Source organism: Candidatus Kapaibacterium sp. (genome assembly GCA_025059875.1).
Classification (GTDB): domain Bacteria; phylum Bacteroidota; class Ignavibacteria; order Kapaibacteriales; family HRBIN21; genus HRBIN21.
This window is the reverse complement of record JANXCT010000004.1, coordinates 134,407-153,332: the sequence shown is the minus strand read 5'-3', so window position 1 is coordinate 153,332 and position 18,926 is coordinate 134,407. Positions and strand designations below refer to the sequence as shown.

Sequence of the window (18,926 nt, the reverse complement as noted above, 5' to 3'; positions counted from 1 at the left end):
ACGAGTAGGCGACCGTTGCGTGTTGAGCCTATGTGAGGCAGGGAGCACGGCCTCCGCTGTAGGTGCATGCGTAAGCGTGCATGGGTACTAGTAGCGAGCCTGTCCCCCTCTACAGCAGCGGACGGTGGAGGAGTAGGAGGGCGCGGATGGAGTAGGCCGTGTAGTTGCGGTACCGATGGGGCTGTTCAGCATCTATCCGGAAACTCTCACCCTGTCGGACCAAGAGCTCGTCGTTGGGGACTTCCACCAGCAGATTGCCTTCCACGACGACGCCATCGATCGGAGTAGAGAAGTGCCAGTAGCCCTCTGGAGGTAGCTGCTGTTCGCCAGCCAGGCGCAGCTCCAACCACTCTGAGTCGTCGGGGGCATTGACGGGGCGAAGCAATCGCAGAGCGCTGCCCCGGAGGGCACGGTCGGCGATGATGTTTAGAAGGTTTGTGGGATACCAGCACCGCCCGCCTTGGACGGTTCTCGCAATGGTGCATTCTGGGCTTGCTAGAGCTGCCAATGAAGAGCCGTAGTAAGCTAGAAGCTGACGCAGTACCTTCAGTGGGAGGCGCCGTTTTCCTTGCTCGGCGAGCGTAAGGAATGCCTTGGAGATGCCCAATCGCTGAGCCATTTCGGTGACCGTCCGATCATGCCGCTCCCGAAGGCGGCGAAGCTCTTGCCCCAACCGCTGCAACTCCATGCGGTGGACTCAGCTTTATTGGTCCTGCGTCTGTAGCCCCAAATTACGCATGCGAATGGAGGGTGCGCCATGCGTTTGCAAGGCCGTGTCTGCTTGGTAACGGGAGCCAGTTCTGGAATTGGCCGGGCTATTGCACTCCGCTTTGCGCAGGAAGGAGCCAACTTGGTGTTAACAGCGCGGCGGCAAGAACTCCTCCGCGAGGTGGCTCGTGAGGCTCAGCGCCTCTCGCCGCAGAGTGCGATCGCTGTTGTCCCAGCGGACTTGCGGAAACCGGAAGAGATTGAGCGGCTTGCTGAACAAGCATACCAGCACTTCGGGGATGTGGACGTTGTGGTGAACAACGCCGGTATCGGCTACTTTGCGCCAGCCACCGAACTAGAGTTGGACTGCATAGAAGAGCTCTGGCAGGTGAACGTGCGGGCTCCGATACTACTGACGCGGCTGGTCCTTCCACGGATGCTTCAGCGGCAGCAGGGGACGCTCCTCTACGTTGCCTCGCTTGCGGGGAAGTATGGAGTCAAGGGGGGCAGCGTCTACGCCGCCACGAAGTTCGCTCTCCGTGGGTTTGCAGAATCGCTCTTCCAGGAGGTGCGGCAGGCAAACATCCGGGTTGTCGTGCTCTGTCCAGGGTCAACGGCTACAGCCTTCGGAGGACCAACAGCATCGGCCCAGAAGCGAATACTGCAGCCAGAGGATGTGGCCGAAATCGCTCTCGCAGCTGTCCTCCTGCCTGTAACGGCGACGCTGAGCGAGGTAGAGCTGCGTCCTACGAACCCTTGAGTCGCCAATGGAGCAGTGGATAGCATACCTGCAGGAGTTGCCACCTAGTGGGGTCCTGCTCTTTGCCTTGGCTGTGACCTTCCTGGAGAACGTCTTCCCTCCATCCCCGAGCGACGTGTTGCTGCTTTTCTGCGGAGTCCTGGTGGGACTGGGGGTCGTGGATTTTGCTACCTTAGTGGTCGCGGCTACTGTCGGAAGCGTTGCGGGTTTCAGCGCGATGTTCTGGCTGGGCTACCTCGTGGGAGTTCGGGTCATCGATGTCGGACGGTTACGCTTCGTGCCCCTCGAGGCAGTGCAGAAGGTGGAGCAATGGTTCCAGCGGTACGGCTACTGGGTGATCTTGGTCAATCGCTTTCTGTCGGGGACACGGGCTGTCATCTCGTTTGTGGCCGGGATGTCGAAGCTGAAGTTCCCGCTGACACTGCTGCTGTGCACTATCGGCGCCTTTGCCTGGAATGCGCTCGTGGTGACGCTTGGATGGAGCGTGGGGCAGAACTGGCGGGCCATTGCGGAGGTGTTGCAGCTCTTCGGCACCATTGTGACGTTGCTGGTCGTTGGAGTGGTCGTGGGATGGTTCCTCTGGTGGCGAGTTCGGACGAAGAGGTCACAGCAGGCGATGTCGTAAGCTTAGTAATTGCGCCTTGGCGGGCTATGTGGAGACAGCTTGTCTGGCAGCTCCGACGGCACGGGATTGCGCTGGCTACAGCGATCGCAGTAGCGATGACGGTCGTGGACCGCCGTCCCTCGCTAACTACCCCGCCCGCTAAGGTCTGGGTAGAGCCGAGCGAGCTTGCGATGCAGAGGGCGGGGTATTGGGTCCTGCTCACTGAGCAGTTCCAGCGGGCGTGGCTCAACTAGTCTACTAAGAGGAGGCCTGTGCAGACGGTCCCCTCTGCACGCCGGAGTCGGTAGGCGTAGGGTCTAGGAGGTAGGTTCCGAAGGGCGTCTGCGAGGGAGCTGGGATCAGAGCTTTGGAGGAGGCGCTGGCCACGAAGGGTGAAGATCTCCAGGATTGCCCCCTGTGGAAGTTGCGGTAGTGCCGAGCCGGAGCGTACCCACCTCTGGGACAGTGGTGAGCAATCCAGCGAGGGCCGTTCAGGTAGGACGGCCGTAGGGAGGGCTAAGCCAAGCTGGTACTCCGCTACTGGCTCTGAAGCCACCGCGTCGAAGAAGCGGACGAGGAGGATACGGGATTGCTGGGTCCCTGCAGCTCGCAGCCAGCACTGGAAGCCCGTGTAGAGCTGGCGTGGACGCAGGACGAGAGTGTCCGTTGCCGTAAGCCTTCCGGGTTCGTAGCAGGTGTCGCCGAGGCAGAACCGGATGGCTGAAGGGGGGATATCGGTCGGGACAAGCTGGACGAGGAGTCGTCGCAGTTCCCTGCTGTTGTTGTAGAGTGCAGCACCACCACTGATCTCGCCTTCTGGCGGAGGAATGAGGACCGTCTGTGCCCAGACGAGACCTACCCCTTCTGGAGGCGCAGGCGTTATAGTGACCTCCACGGTGTGGGCGTAGAGGACTGCGCCGGAGTTGGCGTCGCGGAAGCGGAATCGCAGCGTAGCACGTGCTTCGGGCGTCGAGGCCTCTACGTACACGTAGGCTTTGAAGCTCTTCTCCTCTGCGCCGGGGGCGATGGTGACGGTGTCGGGCGAGACGGTGACACCCGGAGCGTAGCAGCTCGGTCCCCAGCAGAAGTAAGGAGCGCAGCCAAAGGTCATGTCAGAGGTGTCCATCTCCACAATGACCTGGAGTGGTTGGGAGCCGCTGTTGACGAGCGTTGCTGGAGCATTAGCCTCCCAACCCGGAGCGACCTGGATGGCTGAAACGCCCGACTTCAGGAGCAGTTGTGCAGCGGATGGGAGAGCGAGGAGCAAGACGCTAACGAGGGCTTTCACGACCATGGTTGGTGCGGCATATGGAATACATGCGGCTTAGTTCCTACGGTACCTGCTCGGCCCCAGACTAATCGGCCCTAGGGACGGCTGACTGTTCGGCATGGGGCGGTGTTGCTACGTTCGTCAGCGACATTGCCCGTTGCAGGCCGTAGCGGACAAGGTATTCCAGAACTGCGACGGCTCGTTCTACCATTCTGTCGCGCTCAGCCCATTCGTGGGATTCGAAGGGCGAGAGGACGTAGTCTGCCATCTGGCCAGGCTGGAAATTCCGGCCAATCCCACAGCGCAGGCGCGGGATCTGTTGGGTGCCGAGGAGGGCAATGACAGAGCGCAGGCCGTTGTGTCCGCCGTCGCTGCCCGAGGGCTTCAGATGGAGGCGTCCCAGCGGGAAGTTGAGCTCGTCCAGTACAACGACGATGCGGTCTGTTGGAACGCCCGTGAGGCGCTGGACCGCGTGGACCGCCTCGCCACTGCGGTTCATGTACGTCAGGGGCAGGATGCAGAGGACGGGCTCTCCAGCAATGGTGACAGATGCCTCCAACCATGGGCCGACCCCCTGCCGCCAGGTGCCACCGTACTTCCGGACCAAGGCCTCCACGACCATCCAACCGATGTTGTGGCGTGTCTCGGCGTACTCCGCTCCAGGATTCCCTAAGCCAGCGATGATCCACGACGGCGCTGTCATCAAATGGAGTCGTTGCGCCTACTCGGACAGAGGCTGTAGACGCCGTCGGCGTGCTGGAATTGCTGCGGTAACAGGGGGTACGGCGTAATATTGCGCCGCGCAGGATAGGTGCCACAGCGCGTTGATGGACATGCGGAGACAGGCGTTGCCATTCGTTGTGGTGGTGCTCACCGGGGCCCTTGGCTGGGCGCAACCTCGGCCACTGCCTCCTGTTCCGCCGACGCTGGAGGCCCCGATGGTTCCCCCACAGGGAGCTGCGGTCGCTATAGACCCGCGGATTGAAGAGCGCCTCCAGCGTGCTCGGGACCTACTACCCATCGAAGGTGTGTGGGTGCTCCGCCTGGAGAGCTTCGATACCACGGGTGGGGATATCCGGATGGTCCGCGACGACTACACTGTCCAGCTCCTCATTGCCCGCATGCAGGAAGGGAGCGAAGAGCCGATTTCGGCAACGATCATCAGCTCGCAGAGCCAGCGGTTGCCGATAGGGTCGGTGGTCGCCACTTTCCAACCGACAGCAGACTCAGCGCTGTATATTGCCGAGTGGCTCTTCCCGGGTTGGCGTGTTGCCCGCAGTGAGCTGAAGCTGGAGGGGAATGCCATAGCCACGGCGGAGATTCGCGATGTGCCACGCTATCCCCTGGTGGCCACAGTCCGGATGGTCAAGCTGCGTCCACGCCCGTGGCAGCGGGCCCCAGCGGGGCGGTGAATATCGGAGCCTTTCTGTTCGTCTTTGCGAGGCGGTGTAATCAGTAGCTGGCAGTAGGCCTCCATGGAGTGGACCTCCCACCGGGTTCGGCAGTCATTTCTGGACTTCTTCGCCGAGCGTGGGCATCGGATTGTGCCGAGTGCACCGGTTATCCCACACGGTGATCCGACGCTGCTGTTCACCAACGCGGGAATGAACCAGTTCAAGGACGTCTTCCTCGGGCTGGGCAAGCGTGACTACACGCGGGCAGCCGATACGCAGAAGTGCATTCGCGTCAGCGGCAAGCACAACGACCTGGAGGAGGTGGGGTACGACACGTACCACCACACCTTCTTTGAGATGCTCGGCAATTGGAGCTTCGGTGACTACTACAAAGCCGAGGCCATCGCTTACGCCTGGGAGCTGCTGACCCAGGTCTGGAAGCTACCCCCGGAGCGGCTCCATGCCACAGTCTTCCGCACCGACGATGAGGCCTATGAACTCTGGCGCCGTTACCTGCCTGCAGAGCGCATCCATCGCTTCGACGAGAGGGACAACTTCTGGGAGATGGGTGACACAGGCCCCTGCGGACCGTGCACGGAGATCCACTACGACCGCACGCCAGACCTGAGTGGCGGACGGCTGGTGAACGCCGGTACCCCGCTGGTCATGGAGGTCTGGAACCTCGTCTTCATCCAGTACAACCGTCGCGCTGATGGCAGCTTGGAGGAGCTGCCGGTCAAGCACGTGGATACGGGCATGGGTCTGGAGCGGATCTGTGCGATTCTGCAAGGGGTGGACTCCAACTACGATACCGACCTCTTCGTGCCGCTCATTCGGCGGATTGAAGAACTCAGCGGGCGGCGGTACCCGCGGGAGGATGTGCGCCATCCCGATGGTATCGCCATGCGGGTTATGGCGGATCACATCCGGGCTCTGTCGTTTGCGATTGCCGATGGTGCACTACCGGGCAACACGGGCCGGGGCTATGTCCTGCGGCGCCTCCTCCGGCGAGCAGAGCGCTTCGCCCGTACTCTGGGCTTCCAGGAGCCCGTGCTCTGGCGCTTGGTGTCGGTACTGGTCTCCATCATGGGCGACCCCTTCCCAGAGCTACGCCAGCACCAGCGGACAATCGAGCAGGTCATCGAGGCTGAAGAGGCAGCCTTCCTCCGCATGCTAGACCGCGGGTTGCAGCTCTTTGAGGAGGTCGTTGGGCAGGTGCAGCAGCAAGGTGAGCGTGTGATCCCCGGGGAGGTCGCCTTCCAGCTCTACGATACGTACGGCTTCCCGCTGGACTTAACCCAGCTCTTGGCTCGTGAGCGTGGGCTGGCGGTTGACACCGAGGGCTTCCAGCACCTCATGGAGGAGCAGCGCCGGCGCTCCCGTCAAGCGCAGAGAGTGCATCACGTGGAGGTTCATCTGGCCCCTGCGGCGCAGCAGCTCCGCACAGAGTTTACGGGCTACGAGGAGCTGGAGACAGAGTCCACCGTGCTCTACGTGGAGGGCAACCACGTCGTGCTGGAGCGGACGCCGTTCTACGTGGAGGCTGGCGGACAGGTCTCGGATACGGGGCAGTTGGTGGTGGGTGGATCCCGCTACGCTGTGGAGGACGTGCGCCGCGTAGGCGAGGCAGTTGTGCACATCTGTGCTAGCGAGGTTGAGCCACTGGTCGGGGAACGGGCCATCGCCCAAGTGGACCGCCGGCGCCGCTGGGCAATCATGCGGAACCATTCGGCGACACACCTCCTACACGAAGCGCTGCGGCGCATCCTTGGCCCTCACGTCCAGCAGGCAGGTTCCCTTGTGGCTCCTGATTACCTCCGCTTCGACTTCTCCCACTTCGGCAGGGTAGAGCCACCCCAGCTCCGGGACATAGAGGCGCTGGTCAACGAGAAGATTCGCGAGTCCATCCCCGTAGAGACCCGGATCATGCCGCTGGAGCAGGCCCGCAAGCTGCCGAACGTCAAGATGTTCTTCGCCGACAAGTACGGCGACATCGTCCGTGTCGTCATCATGGATGAGCGCTTCTCCGTAGAGCTCTGTGGGGGGACGCACGTGCAGAATACCAGCCAGATTGGCGCGTTCGTGTTGACGGCCGAAGACGCTGTTGCGGCGGGCGTCCGCCGTGTGGAGGCCGTCACTGGCGAAGGTGTTGAACGGTACGTGGAGCAGCTCCGGCAGCGGATAGAGGAACAGCAGCGGCATGCTGAACAGTTGGCTGAGCAGCTCCAACGCTTGCAACGAGAGCTGGAGCGGATGCAGTTGGAGCGTGAGCGTGCGCGGATTCCGGAGTTCCTCGCCCGTGCCCGCTCTGCCAATGGCATTCGGGTCGTTGCCGAACGCGTCGCCCTGGAGTCCATGGAGCAGCTCAAAGCGCTGGCGGATCAGGTTCGAGCTGCTCTGGGGACCAGCGGAATTGCTGTGTTGGCTACCGTCAGCGAGGGCAAGGTCCACTTGGTCTGCGTCGTCACGCCGGACTTAACGGAGCAGTATCCTGCAGGGAGGCTGGTGGCCCGGATTGCCCAAGAGCTTGGTGGAGGCGGAGGTGGCCGGCCCCATCTGGCAACTGCTGGCGGACGGCATCCGGAGAGGCTTCCAGACCTCTTCCAGCGCCTTCCAGACCTCATCGCCTCCTTCGGTGCAGAGGCAGTGCAGACCTAAGCCTGCTCTCCCATCAAGGCGCAGATAGCAGCAACGGAAACGATATCCTCCCACCGACAGCCGCGCGAAAGGTCGCAGTACGGCCGCCGGAGGCCCTGCACGATTGGTCCCAGCGCTTGTGCTCCGGCCAGGCGTTCCGTGAGCTTGTATGCGATGTTGCCGGCGTCCAGGTTGGGGAAGATGAGCACGTTGGCACGCCCGGCAACGGGAGAGCCTGGGGCTTTACGAGCTGCGACCTCTGGCACCAGCGCAGCATCGCCCTGTAGCTCCCCATCGGCCAAGTACTGCGGGTAGCGTGTTCGGAAGAGCTGTACGGCCCGCTGCACCTTCTCCACCATCGGATGCTGGGCGCTGCCTTTGGTGGAGAAGGACAGGAAGGCGATGCGCGGCTCGGTGCCCACCACGTGCTCTACGTTCCGCGCAGTACAGTAGGCAATCTCCGCCAGCTCCTCTGAGCTGGGGTCGGGGACCACGCCTGCATCGGCGTACGTCAGCACTCGGTCGGGGAAGAGCATGAGGAAGTAGCTGCTGACGATGCTGATGCCGGGGGCCATCCCAACGGTCCAGAGCGCAGCTCGGAGGACCTCCGCGGTTGCAGAGAGTGAGCCTGCCACACAGCCATCTACTTCGCCAGAGTCCAACAGCATGCCAGCGAAGACCAACGGATGGAGGACCTGCCGATAGGCCTCCTCCAGCTCCATCCCCTTGTGCTGACGGCGTTCCCAGAGTCGGCGAGCGAAGGTGTCCAGGAGTGCCGAACGCTGCGGTTCGATGATTGGGATGTCTCCCAGCGCGATACCATGGTGAGTGGCCACTTGGTGAATGGCCTCAGCATGTCCTACCAACAAGGGCTCCACGATCCCCTGGTCCCGTAAGTAGCGGGCAGCACGGAGCGTACGCTCATCCTCAGCGTCGGGAAAGGCAATGCGGCGGCGCAGCGCTGCCGCACGGGCGTGTAGCTGCTGCAGGAATTCCGGATTCATGGGAGCGGCAGGATGCTGACCGTTCCAGCCGGCAGCGAGGCCTGGAGCTGTGGTTCGGCCCGGGTTCCGGTTGCTACGATGAGCTTGGGGGTGTCGTCTGCGGTGAGCACCCACAGCTCGTCGCGAGCCGGAACGCTCCGGAGCTGCCGGATACTCCACCGCTGGAGGAGGCGGAGACCGCTGCGGGAGCGGACGTCCACCCGTAGGAGCCCTTGCAATGTGCCAATGAAGGCGAAGTCGTCGGCTGTCGTCACCAACCCTGTGATGCGCGTGCGCGCGGAGTCGGCTGCTGAGGGATAGACTGGTAAGCTCCCCAGGAGGCGGAGCGGTGAGAGCCCAACGAAGCTGAGTCGTGGGGCGCGGGGGGCCAGACCGTCTTCGCCACTGCCGGCGCTGAGGACGACGAGTTCCGCACCGTTGGCCCGAATGGCAGCGAAGCGCGGCGAAGGGGGTAGCTCCAGCGAGTCTACCAACCTCCCGGTCCGTGTATCCAGGACGAGAAGCCGAGAGCTCTGCTCCTCCAGCATGTAGAGGAGCGGTCCAACGGCCAGGGCGTACCGAATCGTACCGGGTACCGGCAGCGTCCGAATGAGCCGGAGCTGTAGGAGGTCGAGGATGCTGAGCATCCTGACCCCCTCGTGCCAGACGTAGCCCGTGGTCGCGTTCGGGAACGCCAACCCTGAGGGCGGGGCAGGGAGGGGGATGAGGGCCTGCTGTCGGTAGGATTCGGCGTCCAGCACGGCCACGGCGTTCGCCTGGAGGAGGAGGTAGAGGCTGTTGCGGAAGGCCACGACATCGCGGATTGGAGCCGGCGGGGGCGTGCCATTGGCCTCTCCGTAGGCATCGGCAAGCAGGACCTGTCCCCCTGGCTCTTGCCGTACCTGCAGCGTGGAGGCATCGGTGAGCAGTAGGAAGCGCCACTGCGGTGGGGCACTGTCGTAGAAGGGTTCGTCTCCGCAGCCCCAGAGGAGGGCCCACGCGATGGCGGCCAGCCACCTCATCCAGCCGCGTCCAGCAGGCGTGCCACCAGCTCACTGACCAGTAGGGTCATCTTCGGCTCGGCTTCCCGCGCTGCCTGCAGCACGTCCTCCAACGAAAGCGGCTGTAGCGCGTCGGGGAAGCACTCGTCGGTGAGGATGGAGAGCCCGAAGACCTCCATCCCCATGTGCCGGGCGACGATGACCTCCGGCACGGTGCTCATCCCAACGGCATCGGCGCCGATGAAGCGCAGGAAGCGGTACTCAGCGCGGGTCTCCAAGCTTGGCCCGCTCAGCGCCACGTAGACGCCCTTCTGCACCTTCAGCCGCAGCTCCAGGGCTATTTCCTCCGCTAGCGCAATCAAGCGCTGAGAGTACGGCTCGCTCATGTCGGGGAAGCGTGGGCCAAGCGAGTCGTCGTTGGGGCCAATGAGTGGGTTGTCGCCCATCAGGTTGATGTGGTCCACGATGATCATGAGGTCACCGCGGCGGAACAGGGGGTTGAGCGCCCCTGCAGCGTTCGAGATGATGAGCGTCCGCACCCCCAAGGCATAGAGGACACGCACGGGGAAGGTGACCTGCTGCAGTGTGTAGCCTTCGTACCGGTGGAAGCGCCCCTGCATAGCGACCACTGGGCGTCCCCGGAGGTGACCGAAGATGAGCCGCCCACGGTGCGACTCTACCGTTGCGATGGGGAAGTGCGGGATGTTCTCGTACGGGATGGCGCACTCTTGCTCGATGCGCTCAGCCAGCTCCCCCAAGCCCGTGCCCAGGATGATGCCGATGGAGGGCCTTATGGAGGTCGTCAGTTGGATGACTTCCACGGCATCCTGCATGTGCTGGCGGAGGAGCGAGACGGGTTGGCTCATGGCAGCCTCTCGTGCGAAAGTGTGGCAACGACTTGCTTCGGAGGACGTTCGCCGAAGAGGGCCGTACCGATGCGTAGGAGCGTAGCTCCTTCCTCCACGGCGAGTTCATAGTCGGCACTCATGCCCATGGAGAGGTGCGGGAAATCCTCGGGCGAGCTGCCGTAGCGCTGCCGCAGCTCATCCCGGAGGTGGCGCAGGAGGCGGAACTCCTGCCGCACACGCTGAGCCTCCGCTGGTGCTGGAATCGTCATCAGCCCAAGGAGGCGCACCGAACGTAGCTGGAGCACTGCTTCGGCAAGCTGGAACACTGCCTCTGGCTGGCACCCGTGCTTGCTTGCCTCCCCGGACGTGTTCACCTGCAGCAGAATGGGCACGACGACGCCGTGCTGCTCACCCCAGCGATTGAGTGCTTCTGCAGCCCGCTGAGAGTCAACCCCGTGGATGAGCGCGGCGATGGGCGCGATGAGCTTGACCTTGTTAGTCTGCACGTGCCCGATGAAGTGCCATTCCGCTTCGTACCCCCGCTGCCGGAGGTAGTCCGCCTTCCGATGCATCTCTTGGGCGTAGTTCTCCCCGAAGCAGCGGATGCCAGCTTGGATGGCCAGTTCTACAAGCTCCGGTGGGTGGCCTTTGGAGACAGCGACGATGCGGATGTCGGCGGGATCGCGTCCGACACAGCGTGCAGCCTCCGCGACTCGCTGCAGTAGTTCTTGCCAGCGGCTGCGGAGCAGCTCAACCGATGTCTCCGGTGGTGCCATCGCCTCTGCAAAAATAGGGTCATGCGGCCTCTCCTCTTGGACGCTCCCAGGCGCTGACCAAGACGCAGGCGACGGCGTCGCTAGTGACGTTCACCACCGTGCGGCTCATATCCAGCAGCCGGTCTACGGCTACGATGAGGGCCAGTCCCTCTTGGGGCAGCCCCAGGTTCTGGAGGATGAGCACCAGCATGACGATGCCTGCCCCGGGCACGGGCGCTGCCCCTACAGAAGCGGCCACCGCCATGGCGATGAGCGCCAGCAGTGCCCCGAAGCCAAGCTCGATGCCATAGAGCTGGGCAATGAAGAGTGTTGCCACCGCCTGGTAGAGGCTCGTGCCGTCCATGTTGACGGTGGCGCCCAGAGGGAGCACGAAGCCGGCAATGTCATCCCGTATCCCCAGGCCGTGGCGGCAGACGTGGAGTGTCGTCGGCAACGTAGCCGCACTGGAGCTCGTCGAGAAGGCAACGACCTGCGCCGGGAAGAGCGCTCGGTAGAACGCCCGTACCGACTTGCCCGCCAAGAAACGCAGCGCCAATGGGTAGGCTAGCCCCAGCATAAGTCCGAGGCCCAGCAGGACCGAGAGGCTGTACGCACCGAGCGCTGAGAGCAGCGACCAGTCCATCCGCAGTCCCGCCATAAGTGCGAAGACCCCTACAGGCGCCATCCGCATGACGATGTTCACGAGCGCCAGCAGCCCGGCCAGGAGGGCTTGGAGCAGTTGGCGCAGCGGGGCAATCCGCTCTGCTGGGACCGTCGTCAGCGCTATGCCGAAGAGCAGCGTGGCCAGGATGACCTGCAACATCCGGCGGTTGTCCTGCGCGGAGGCCAAGAAGTTCTCCGGCACGAACTCCACCACCACCTGCAGCGGGCTCTTCTGCTGGAGCTCTTCGGCCACACTCCGGCGCTCAGCGAGGGCCTGTTCGTAGCGCTCTTGGAGCCGCTCCCGCTGTTCGACGGAGGCGAGTGTGCCCGGGCGCACGACGCTCGCCACACCGATGCCGACCAAGATTGCCGCGACCGTAGAGGCCAAGTAGTACGCCACAGTCCGCCCTCCCAAGCGCGACAGCCGCGCAAGGCTCCCAACCCCGGCCACTCCTTCCAGCAAAGAGGCTACTACCAGCGGCAGGGCTAACAGCTTGAGCAAGTTCAGGAACAGCGTCCCGAGCGGAGCAATCCAAGCGGTGGTAAACGCTTCCAGGCCCAGCACCGGCTGAAGCAGACTCCATGCAGTGCCGGCCACGAAGCCGAGCACGATCTGCAATGGGAGCGAGAGTCGGCGGGGCATGCTACAGTGTTGCCGTCACGCTGAGGCTCAGCCCGTTTGCAGCGGGCATGTAGCGGCAGACCCCTCCGACGCAGACGATCCCCGCCCGCTGCCGCCCGTAGCCCAGCGCCAGCTTGAAGCGTTGGAGGAGGAGCGTCACGGCCGCGCCAGGGTAGTGGAAGCGAGCGCTGCGGTCGGGATTGCCGTAGTTGTACTCGTCCCACACGGTCACGGCCAAGCGCGGCGCCAGCGAGTACTCCAGTAGGGCAAAGAGCCAGCGGCCACGGTCTTGGCGGGTCCAGAGGTGCTGCAGCTCCGCACGCACGGTCTGCCGCGGCGCGAATGTGTACGCGACGTCGGCGATGGCAATCCAAGTCCAGATAAGCCCGTAGCCGCGCACGCCTTCGGAGACGTCGCGGTTGTAGATCTGCCGCGTGAGATTGACCGTGCTCCGGAGCCGTGGAGTCCAGCTCACGGTATGCTCAGCAACGAACTCTTCCAAGTAGAGCTGCCTGCCGATTCCGGGGAAGCGGCTCCGATAGCGCAGCTCGCCTGTGTGCACGGTGTCCAGCCCGTGGATGCGGCTGTAGCTGAGCGTCAGCGTGCCCCCGCCTTCGCCGCCGAGCAGGGACTCCTCCGGCAAGCTAATGATGGCCTCCGCTGCAATCCCGATCTCCCCTCCCGGCTGTGTGGCGTAGGGGTAGAGCGTTGCCAAGCGGTACGTCTGCTGCCGGCTTAAGGGCGCCAGGTAGTTCAGCACCGAGACGGTCCCCGAGGCCGTCCGGTCGGAGTAGAATGCCATGTTGTCAATCCGCTTGGCCTGCAAGAGGAAGCTCACGGGTGCCAGCTCTCCGGCCAAGGTCACGTAGAGCCCCGTGCCGGGGTTGTACGAGTAGCCGTTGAGCGCCGAGGGGTCGTTGTACTTGTACGCCCACTCTGCCGTCAGCCGCCAAGACTCCCACTGCCACGAGCCGCGGAGGGCATACGCCAGGACGTTCTCCGGCAGTCGGTAGAGAGGGTCGGTGTCGGGTTGGTACTTACTGACCACCGATGCCCCCAACTGCCAGGAGAGCGGCGTCCCGATGCCCCAAGCCGATGGGTTCAGCTCCACATCCGCCCCGCGGACGAGTCCCGTCCACTCAAAGAAGCGCCGCTGCCGCGCTACAAAGCCCGTCAACCGAATTCCTGGTCCGTTGTAGCGCAGCCGGACCCCTTCCAGCCCGTTGTCAATCCCCAGGAGGCGTTCTTCGTACGCGCGCAGCACCATCCCAGAGCCGAACTGCTCGTAGAAGCCACCGACCGTAAGCTGGAAGAGCTCGTCCTGGTACTCCAGCGAGCGGAAGGCAATCCCAGAGCCGGCATACCGGCGGTCGTAGCCCTGGAGTGGTTGCAAGTAGGCCTCATAGCGTAGGCTCACGCTGAATGCGCCCAGCCGGTAGGAGAGCGGAACGTACGCGTTCAGCCCCAGCCGTTCTGGCACCGCAGGGGCTCCGATGGCGCTGTCGGCTCGGTACGAGCGAAGCTCAAGCTGCACCCCCCCGCTCAAGGACGCACCGGCCTGCCCAAAGGCGACGTAGGAGAGGAGGGTGGAGAGCAGGCCGAGGTGCCGTAAGGGCCTCATTTCGCCTGGATTGGCTGCGAGGTGTCGGAGCGCGTCGGCTGCAAGGTGTCTGAGCGCGTCAGCTCCTTGAGCACGACGTAGAGGCGCTCCTCATCCCCAGGCGAGTACGCCTGGTGCTGCCAGACGATGCGTCCGGAGCCGTCCAGCACGAAGGAGTGCGGGATGTCGGTCACGTTCATCGCCCGCCGCAGCTCGCTGTTGGGGTCCAGGTAGACGTCGAACTGCCACTTCCTGGCCCGCACCAGTGGAGCAACCTTCGCGCTCGTGCGGGCATCGTCGATCGAGATGGCCAGAATCTTCACGCCCGTCTCCGCCTGCCACTGCGGGTACAGCTTGTGCAGCGTGGCAAGCTCAACCAAGCAGGGCTTGCACCAAGTCGCCCAGAAGTTGACCACCATCGGCTTGCCTCCATTGTGGAGGGTATCGGCTCGGACGGAGCGACCGTCCAAAGTCTGGAGCGTCACAGCCGGCAACTGCCCCCAGAGCGGGAGCGCCAGCACGGCGAGAGCAGCGAAGTACAGCATGAGTGCACCCACCGAAGGCCACATCTCTGCTGCAAAATTGCGAATCCCTCCACAGCTCGGAGCGCCAGAGTACTGGCAGAGCGGTCTGCGGCCTGGCACTGGCCTTCCCCGAAAGCACGCTGAGCCACAGGAACAGCTCTCAACGGGTGCGGGCAGCCTCCACAAGCTCTGCTCCGCCCTCACTGCACGAGCGTCATCCGCCGTATAGCCACCACCTGCCCGTCTAGCGCCAGGTCGTACGCGGCTCTCTAACGTTCAACGGCTACAGCCGCAGCGTCGCTTGCCTGTGCTCGTCACGCTCGGACGGCTCTATGCGCTACAGCTCCCGGCTCCGCGGTCCCGCACCACCGGCTCTGCCTGCCCAATGCCTCTCGGGAGGTAACGCAGGCAATCGTGGCGCCCTCGAACGGTTCGGGATGTCCTGCCCTAGCCAGGCTGGTAGATGCTCGCCTGGCCTGCGCGTGCAGGCACTGCTACCTCCGGAAGCTGCCGTCCTGCATGTCGTGGACCTGCAATCCCACGCTGGTGATGGCGGGCGCACGGTGCAGAATCGCTGTCCTCTCGTGCTGTTCGGGCATGTTCCCCCTCAGCCGTGGCCCTTGCACCGCAGCAGTGCGGCCAATCAGCTCCTGCACCAGCCGCTCCAACGCCGCCACACGCTGCTCCAGCAACCGATTCTCCCGCTCCAGGGCCTGGCTCTTCTGCTCTAGCACCTGGCTCCTCTGCTCTAGCTCTCGGCTCTTCTGCTCTAGCGCTTGGTTCTTCTGCTCGAGCACCTGGTTCCTCTGCTCCAGCATAGCGGTCTTCTCCCTCAGCACAGCATTTTCCCGCCGCAGCGCTTCGATGTCCTCCTGCGTGCTCTGCACCACCGCTCCGCTCCTCTCCACTTGCTCCGCCAGCGCCTTGATGCCCAACAGCGCCACCCCCGCTACATCGGAGGCCGCCAGCGACGTCCGCGCGTCGGGACTATCGAGCACCCCCGTTCCAAAGGCATCGTGGAAGTCCTCTGCACATGGCCCAATGTGGTACTCGCTGGTCCCGCGGTAGTACCACCCCCCCCACGGGCAACTGGCGGATCTTGGCTAGCACCTGCTGTGCATCCAGCGGGACGAAGAGGTCCTTCTTGGAGCGGGAGGAAGCATTTGTCCACACGCCCCCTGCCGATAGAAACGCCCCGTTGCCATTGGTTTTGTTGGTGCCCACGTGAATCGGATGGTCCCCATCGAGGCGATTGATGACCAGAAAACCAGACTGCCTTACACCAGCTCCATCCGAACTCCCATCGCCGAAAAGGTACACCCGGTGGGATTCGACGACGCTAGGATCGACATTTTGTCCGAAGACCATCACGAAGTCTGCATTTGCCGTATTGGAGTATCCTATTGGAGTATCCTCCTGCTACAACGCCATACTGACCCCAGGCAGCGTTGCTCTGGCCCCCACTGACGGTGCTCCACGGGCCACCAGCAGTGTTCCCCTCACCTCCGCCAACGGTGCTCCACCGGCTGCTGGCAGTGTTACTCTGGCCCCCGCCGACGGTGCTGTACGGCCCGTTAGCAGTGTTACTGGAGCCTCCGCTGACAGTGCTAAGCTCACCACTAGCGGAGTTCTGCTTACCTCCGCCAACGGTGCTGGATTCGCCGCTAGCGGCGTTGCTGGAGCCCCCACCAACGGTGCTGTACTGGCCGCTGGCAGTATTCTCATAGCCTCCGCTAACGGTGCTGGAGGAGCCGCTGGCGGTGTTACCAGCGCCCCCGCCAACGGTGCTGAATTCGCTGCCGGCGGTGTTCCGCTCGCCTCCGCCAACGGCGCTGGATTCACCGCTGGCGGTGTTCCACTCGCCTCCGCCAACGGTGCTGAATTCACCGCTGGCGGTGTTCCGCTCGCCTCCGCCAACGGTGCTGAACTCACCGCTGGCGGTGTTGAAGTCGCCCCCGCCGATGGTGCTGTAGTCGCCGCTGGCGGTGTTGAAGCCGCCCCCGCCGATGACGGTATAGTCACCGCTGGCAACCTGAGTAGCAGTGTCACGAGCAGCCTGCAAGTCCACCGCATAGTGCCCACGCCGATCTCCTCCCGTATCCCGCTGAATGCTCCAGGCCGGTGCCTTGGTGCCTGCTGGATTGAGCTGCAGCACCTGCTGATTACCCGCCCAAAACTGGACTGGCTGTGGATCGGCCGTGTTCGTCGTGGCGATCACCAGCGGCTGCGCATCGCTGTGTCCCACGTAGTCGCCCGTCACGCCGTCCCACGCCTTCGTCCCACTGTTCCCCTGTAACATCCATGCAGCATTGGTCACGTTGGTCATCTCTGCCCACCCGTGTTTATGGTACTGCCACTAACGTTGTGAAATCGCGCACGGCCGCGATTCCGGCCTGCCGTTGGCGCTGGTCCTAATATAGCACGGCCGGTCAAAGGCCGGTCCCGCCAGCAACGGCCGGGTCATGGTACCTCCTCACGCTTGTTGCTCTGTCTCGCGCTACCTACAAACGGCTAACGCAAGGACCTGCCCGCCAGCGCCGCGCCGCACGTATGCCAGAAAGGGACTGTGGCTTACCCGTGACAGCGTCCATCTCTCCCGCACAGGGCAAGCCCCTGCTGTGGTCCTCTGCGGCTATGGGGCTTTTGTGAACACTGAAGGGCAGCCATCAACGCCACCTCTCAGTCAGCACTTACTCGCCTCAGCTCACCTTCGGCGCACCAGGTGCATCCGCTGGCCTGCCACCGCCCGCCTGTGTTTGCCACACTCGGACAGCTCTGCACACTATAGCCCCCAACCCTGCAACTCCACACCACTGGCTCTGCCTGCCCGATGTCCTCCGAGGGGTGGTATGGGATGGCCATGGGCCCTCGAACGGGTTCGGGATGTCCTGCCGCGGCCAGGCTGGTGGACGGCTCACCTGGTCTGGTTGCCCATCTCCCCGCCGCGGTTCCCGCGCTCCCGCAAGAGCTGCTCCACCAACAGCCGTAGCTGCTCCAGCTCTCGCCGCTGCTGCTCTATCTCGCTCCGCTGCTGCTCCAACTCCCGCTGCTGCTCCTTGATGGCCTCCACCAGCAGCGCCGTCAGCCGACCGTAGTCCATCCCCACCGGCTCCCCCGTCTGCGGGTCGCGGTCCACCACCTGCGGCACCACCGGCGCCACCTCCTCCACGATGAACCCGATGTCCTCCCCTCCACCATACTCCGGCTTCCAGCGGAACTCCACCCCCCGCAGCCGCAGCACCTTCCCCGGTGCCTCCCCGATGGAGCGGACCTCGTCCTTGTAGCGTAGCGAGGAGGGCACCGCCCCTGTGGCCGACGCCCACTCCAGCACGGCCGTGTCCTGCCGCACGGAGGCAATCCTCAGCACATCCCCAGCCTGCCCCAGCGCTGCCGGCAGCGTGTACACGATGTCCCTCTGCTGCCCCTGGGCCCGGAAGGCGGTGTAGTTCGTCCCTGCCCCTGAGGGCTCGTAGAAGCGCAACTGCGAAGCCAGGTCGCACACGTTGTACAGCCACAGGTCCACGTCCACAAAGGCCGCAATGTTGCTGTAAGCGCTCAGGTCCGTCTGCTCATCGCTCGTCTGCCCGCTGAAGCCGAAGCTGCGCTTGCCGACCTTCAGGTTGTACCTGCCCGGGATAGCAGAAAGAGAGTCACTGGCGTGGTTGAGCCAGCCCCCGCCGACGGTGCTGGCATAGCCGCTGGCGGTGTTACTCCTGCCCCCGCCGACGGTGCTGTAGTAGTCGCCGCTGGCGGTGTTACTCCTGCCCCCGCCGACGGTGCTCCAGCCGCCGCTGGCGGTGTTCTCCTCGCCCCTGCCGACGGTGCTGGTATAGCCGCTGGCGGTGTTGTGCCAGCCCCCGCCGACGGTGCTGGTATAGCCGCTGGCGGTGTTGTGCCAGCCCCCGCCGACGGTGCTGTACCACTTGCTGGCGGTGTTGCCGTCGCCCCCGCCGACGGTGCTGTAGTCGCCGCTGGCGGTGTTCCCATAACCTCCACAGACGACGCTGTAGGCTCCCAGTGCCGCGTTTTTGTCATCCCCGCCAGTGTTCTGCCCGCTGCTGACGGCGCTGAAGTACGGGCTGCTACCCGAGGCGTCCAGGGTGGCTGTGGATGCGCCACGCGGACCCTCTGCCAGCAGCCTCCGGCCGTGGGGGCATCGTTCGGAAGCGTCCTCCACAACTGCCCTCAGGGCTGGGGCCTCAGTGCTGCTCGGCAGAGTGCTGTGCTGCTCGGTCCTGCTGGACACATCGGGCTGCTGCGCAGACGTGTCAGGGGTTGCCCTCAAGGGCAGCATGGCTTCGCTGCCGACGCCCGTAGGCCCGTTGGGCACCTGCCCGCCAATGCTCCAGCCCCACCCGAGGAACAGCAGAGCCGCCACCGAGAGCATGCTGCAGAGCTGCGTCTGGCTCGACATGGGTCACCTCCGGAGTCGTTCCACGTATGACCTTGCCTTTGGCCCCTGCGGGCTGAGAGAGCAGTGCGGCTAGGGACGTGCCTGGCTGTGCGCTTCCTTATGGGTCTTGCGGCCCAGTGCTCGGCCCCCCGCCACAACGAGGC

Annotated in this window: 18 protein-coding genes; 5 read left to right on the top strand and 13 right to left on the bottom strand. The window is 64.1% G+C overall.

What is annotated here, in order from left to right:
* Positions 1-109: 109 nt before the first annotated feature.
* Entirely contained in the window at positions 110-688 is a 579-nt protein-coding gene (locus tag NZ960_06330; protein ID MCS7177218.1) for an XRE family transcriptional regulator, read from the bottom strand.
* A 69-nt stretch (positions 689-757) separates the two neighbouring features.
* Here NZ960_06330 and NZ960_06325 point away from each other — a divergent pair, with 69 nt between their 5' ends.
* From NZ960_06325 to NZ960_06315, 3 genes are read left to right on the top strand one after another with little or no spacing between them, the layout of a single operon-like run.
* Complete coding sequence (locus NZ960_06325) at positions 758-1,468, top strand: SDR family NAD(P)-dependent oxidoreductase (protein ID MCS7177217.1); 711 nt, start codon at positions 758-760, stop codon at positions 1,466-1,468.
* Between the two features lie 7 nt (positions 1,469-1,475).
* A complete protein-coding gene (locus tag NZ960_06320) occupies positions 1,476-2,093 on the top strand; it encodes a DedA family protein (GenBank protein ID MCS7177216.1) in 618 nt (205 codons plus the stop codon).
* A 26-nt stretch (positions 2,094-2,119) separates the two neighbouring features.
* Positions 2,120-2,326 carry a hypothetical protein gene (locus NZ960_06315; GenBank protein ID MCS7177215.1) on the top strand — a complete coding sequence of 69 codons (207 nt, stop codon included), beginning with the start codon at positions 2,120-2,122 and terminating at the stop codon, positions 2,324-2,326.
* Here the strand turns inward: NZ960_06315 and NZ960_06310 are convergent.
* The gene (locus tag NZ960_06310) at positions 2,323-3,366 is read right to left on the bottom strand and encodes a hypothetical protein (protein MCS7177214.1); all 1,044 of its coding nucleotides are present in this window, start codon (positions 3,364-3,366) and stop codon (positions 2,323-2,325) included. The genes NZ960_06315 and NZ960_06310 overlap by 4 nt on opposite strands.
* A gap of 61 nt (positions 3,367-3,427) precedes the next feature.
* Entirely contained in the window at positions 3,428-4,045 is a 618-nt protein-coding gene (pth, locus tag NZ960_06305; GenBank protein ID MCS7177213.1) for an aminoacyl-tRNA hydrolase, read from the bottom strand.
* Positions 4,046-4,169: 124 nt separating this feature from the next.
* Here pth and NZ960_06300 point away from each other — a divergent pair, with 124 nt between their 5' ends.
* Both NZ960_06300 and alaS read left to right on the top strand, forming a co-directional pair.
* Positions 4,170-4,754, top strand: a complete 585-nt coding sequence (locus NZ960_06300) for a hypothetical protein (protein ID MCS7177212.1) — start codon at positions 4,170-4,172, stop codon at positions 4,752-4,754.
* Positions 4,755-4,817: 63 nt separating this feature from the next.
* Positions 4,818-7,394 carry an alanine--tRNA ligase gene (alaS, locus tag NZ960_06295; GenBank protein MCS7177211.1) on the top strand — a complete coding sequence of 859 codons (2,577 nt, stop codon included), beginning with the start codon at positions 4,818-4,820 and terminating at the stop codon, positions 7,392-7,394.
* Here the strand turns inward: alaS and pta are convergent.
* The 10 genes from pta to NZ960_06245 all read right to left on the bottom strand — a co-directional run bounded on the left by pta (position 7,391) and on the right by NZ960_06245 (position 18,783).
* Positions 7,391-8,377, bottom strand: coding sequence for a phosphate acetyltransferase (gene pta, locus NZ960_06290; GenBank protein MCS7177210.1), 987 nt, complete (start codon positions 8,375-8,377; stop codon positions 7,391-7,393). The two genes, alaS and pta, sit on opposite strands and share 4 nt — an antisense overlap.
* Positions 8,374-9,378 (bottom strand): hypothetical protein, encoded by a 1,005-nt coding sequence (locus NZ960_06285; GenBank protein ID MCS7177209.1) that lies wholly within the window; start codon positions 9,376-9,378, stop codon positions 8,374-8,376. Before NZ960_06285 ends, pta begins: the two co-directional genes overlap by 4 nt.
* Entirely contained in the window at positions 9,375-10,223 is an 849-nt protein-coding gene (locus tag NZ960_06280) for a purine-nucleoside phosphorylase (protein MCS7177208.1), read from the bottom strand. Before NZ960_06280 ends, NZ960_06285 begins: the two co-directional genes overlap by 4 nt.
* On the bottom strand, positions 10,220-10,981 hold the full coding sequence (locus NZ960_06275; GenBank protein MCS7177207.1) for a YggS family pyridoxal phosphate-dependent enzyme: 762 nt from the start codon (positions 10,979-10,981) through the stop codon (positions 10,220-10,222). Before NZ960_06275 ends, NZ960_06280 begins: the two co-directional genes overlap by 4 nt.
* Positions 10,982-11,000: 19 nt before the next feature.
* Positions 11,001-12,266, bottom strand: a complete 1,266-nt coding sequence (locus NZ960_06270) for a dicarboxylate/amino acid:cation symporter (GenBank protein ID MCS7177206.1) — start codon at positions 12,264-12,266, stop codon at positions 11,001-11,003.
* A gap of 1 nt (position 12,267) precedes the next feature.
* Positions 12,268-13,866: a DUF6029 family protein gene (locus NZ960_06265; protein MCS7177205.1), complete on the bottom strand. Its 1,599-nt coding sequence runs from the start codon at positions 13,864-13,866 to the stop codon at positions 12,268-12,270.
* Complete coding sequence (locus NZ960_06260) at positions 13,863-14,414, bottom strand: TlpA family protein disulfide reductase (GenBank protein MCS7177204.1); 552 nt, start codon at positions 14,412-14,414, stop codon at positions 13,863-13,865. The genes NZ960_06265 and NZ960_06260 overlap by 4 nt, the downstream gene beginning before the upstream one ends.
* A gap of 449 nt (positions 14,415-14,863) precedes the next feature.
* Positions 14,864-15,367, bottom strand: coding sequence for a hypothetical protein (locus NZ960_06255; protein ID MCS7177203.1), 504 nt, complete (start codon positions 15,365-15,367; stop codon positions 14,864-14,866).
* Positions 15,368-15,708: 341 nt separating this feature from the next.
* Positions 15,709-16,695: a hypothetical protein gene (locus NZ960_06250; GenBank protein MCS7177202.1), complete on the bottom strand. Its 987-nt coding sequence runs from the start codon at positions 16,693-16,695 to the stop codon at positions 15,709-15,711.
* A gap of 588 nt (positions 16,696-17,283) precedes the next feature.
* Positions 17,284-18,783, bottom strand: a complete 1,500-nt coding sequence (locus NZ960_06245; protein ID MCS7177201.1) for a tail fiber domain-containing protein — start codon at positions 18,781-18,783, stop codon at positions 17,284-17,286.
* Positions 18,784-18,926 lie beyond the last annotated feature (143 nt).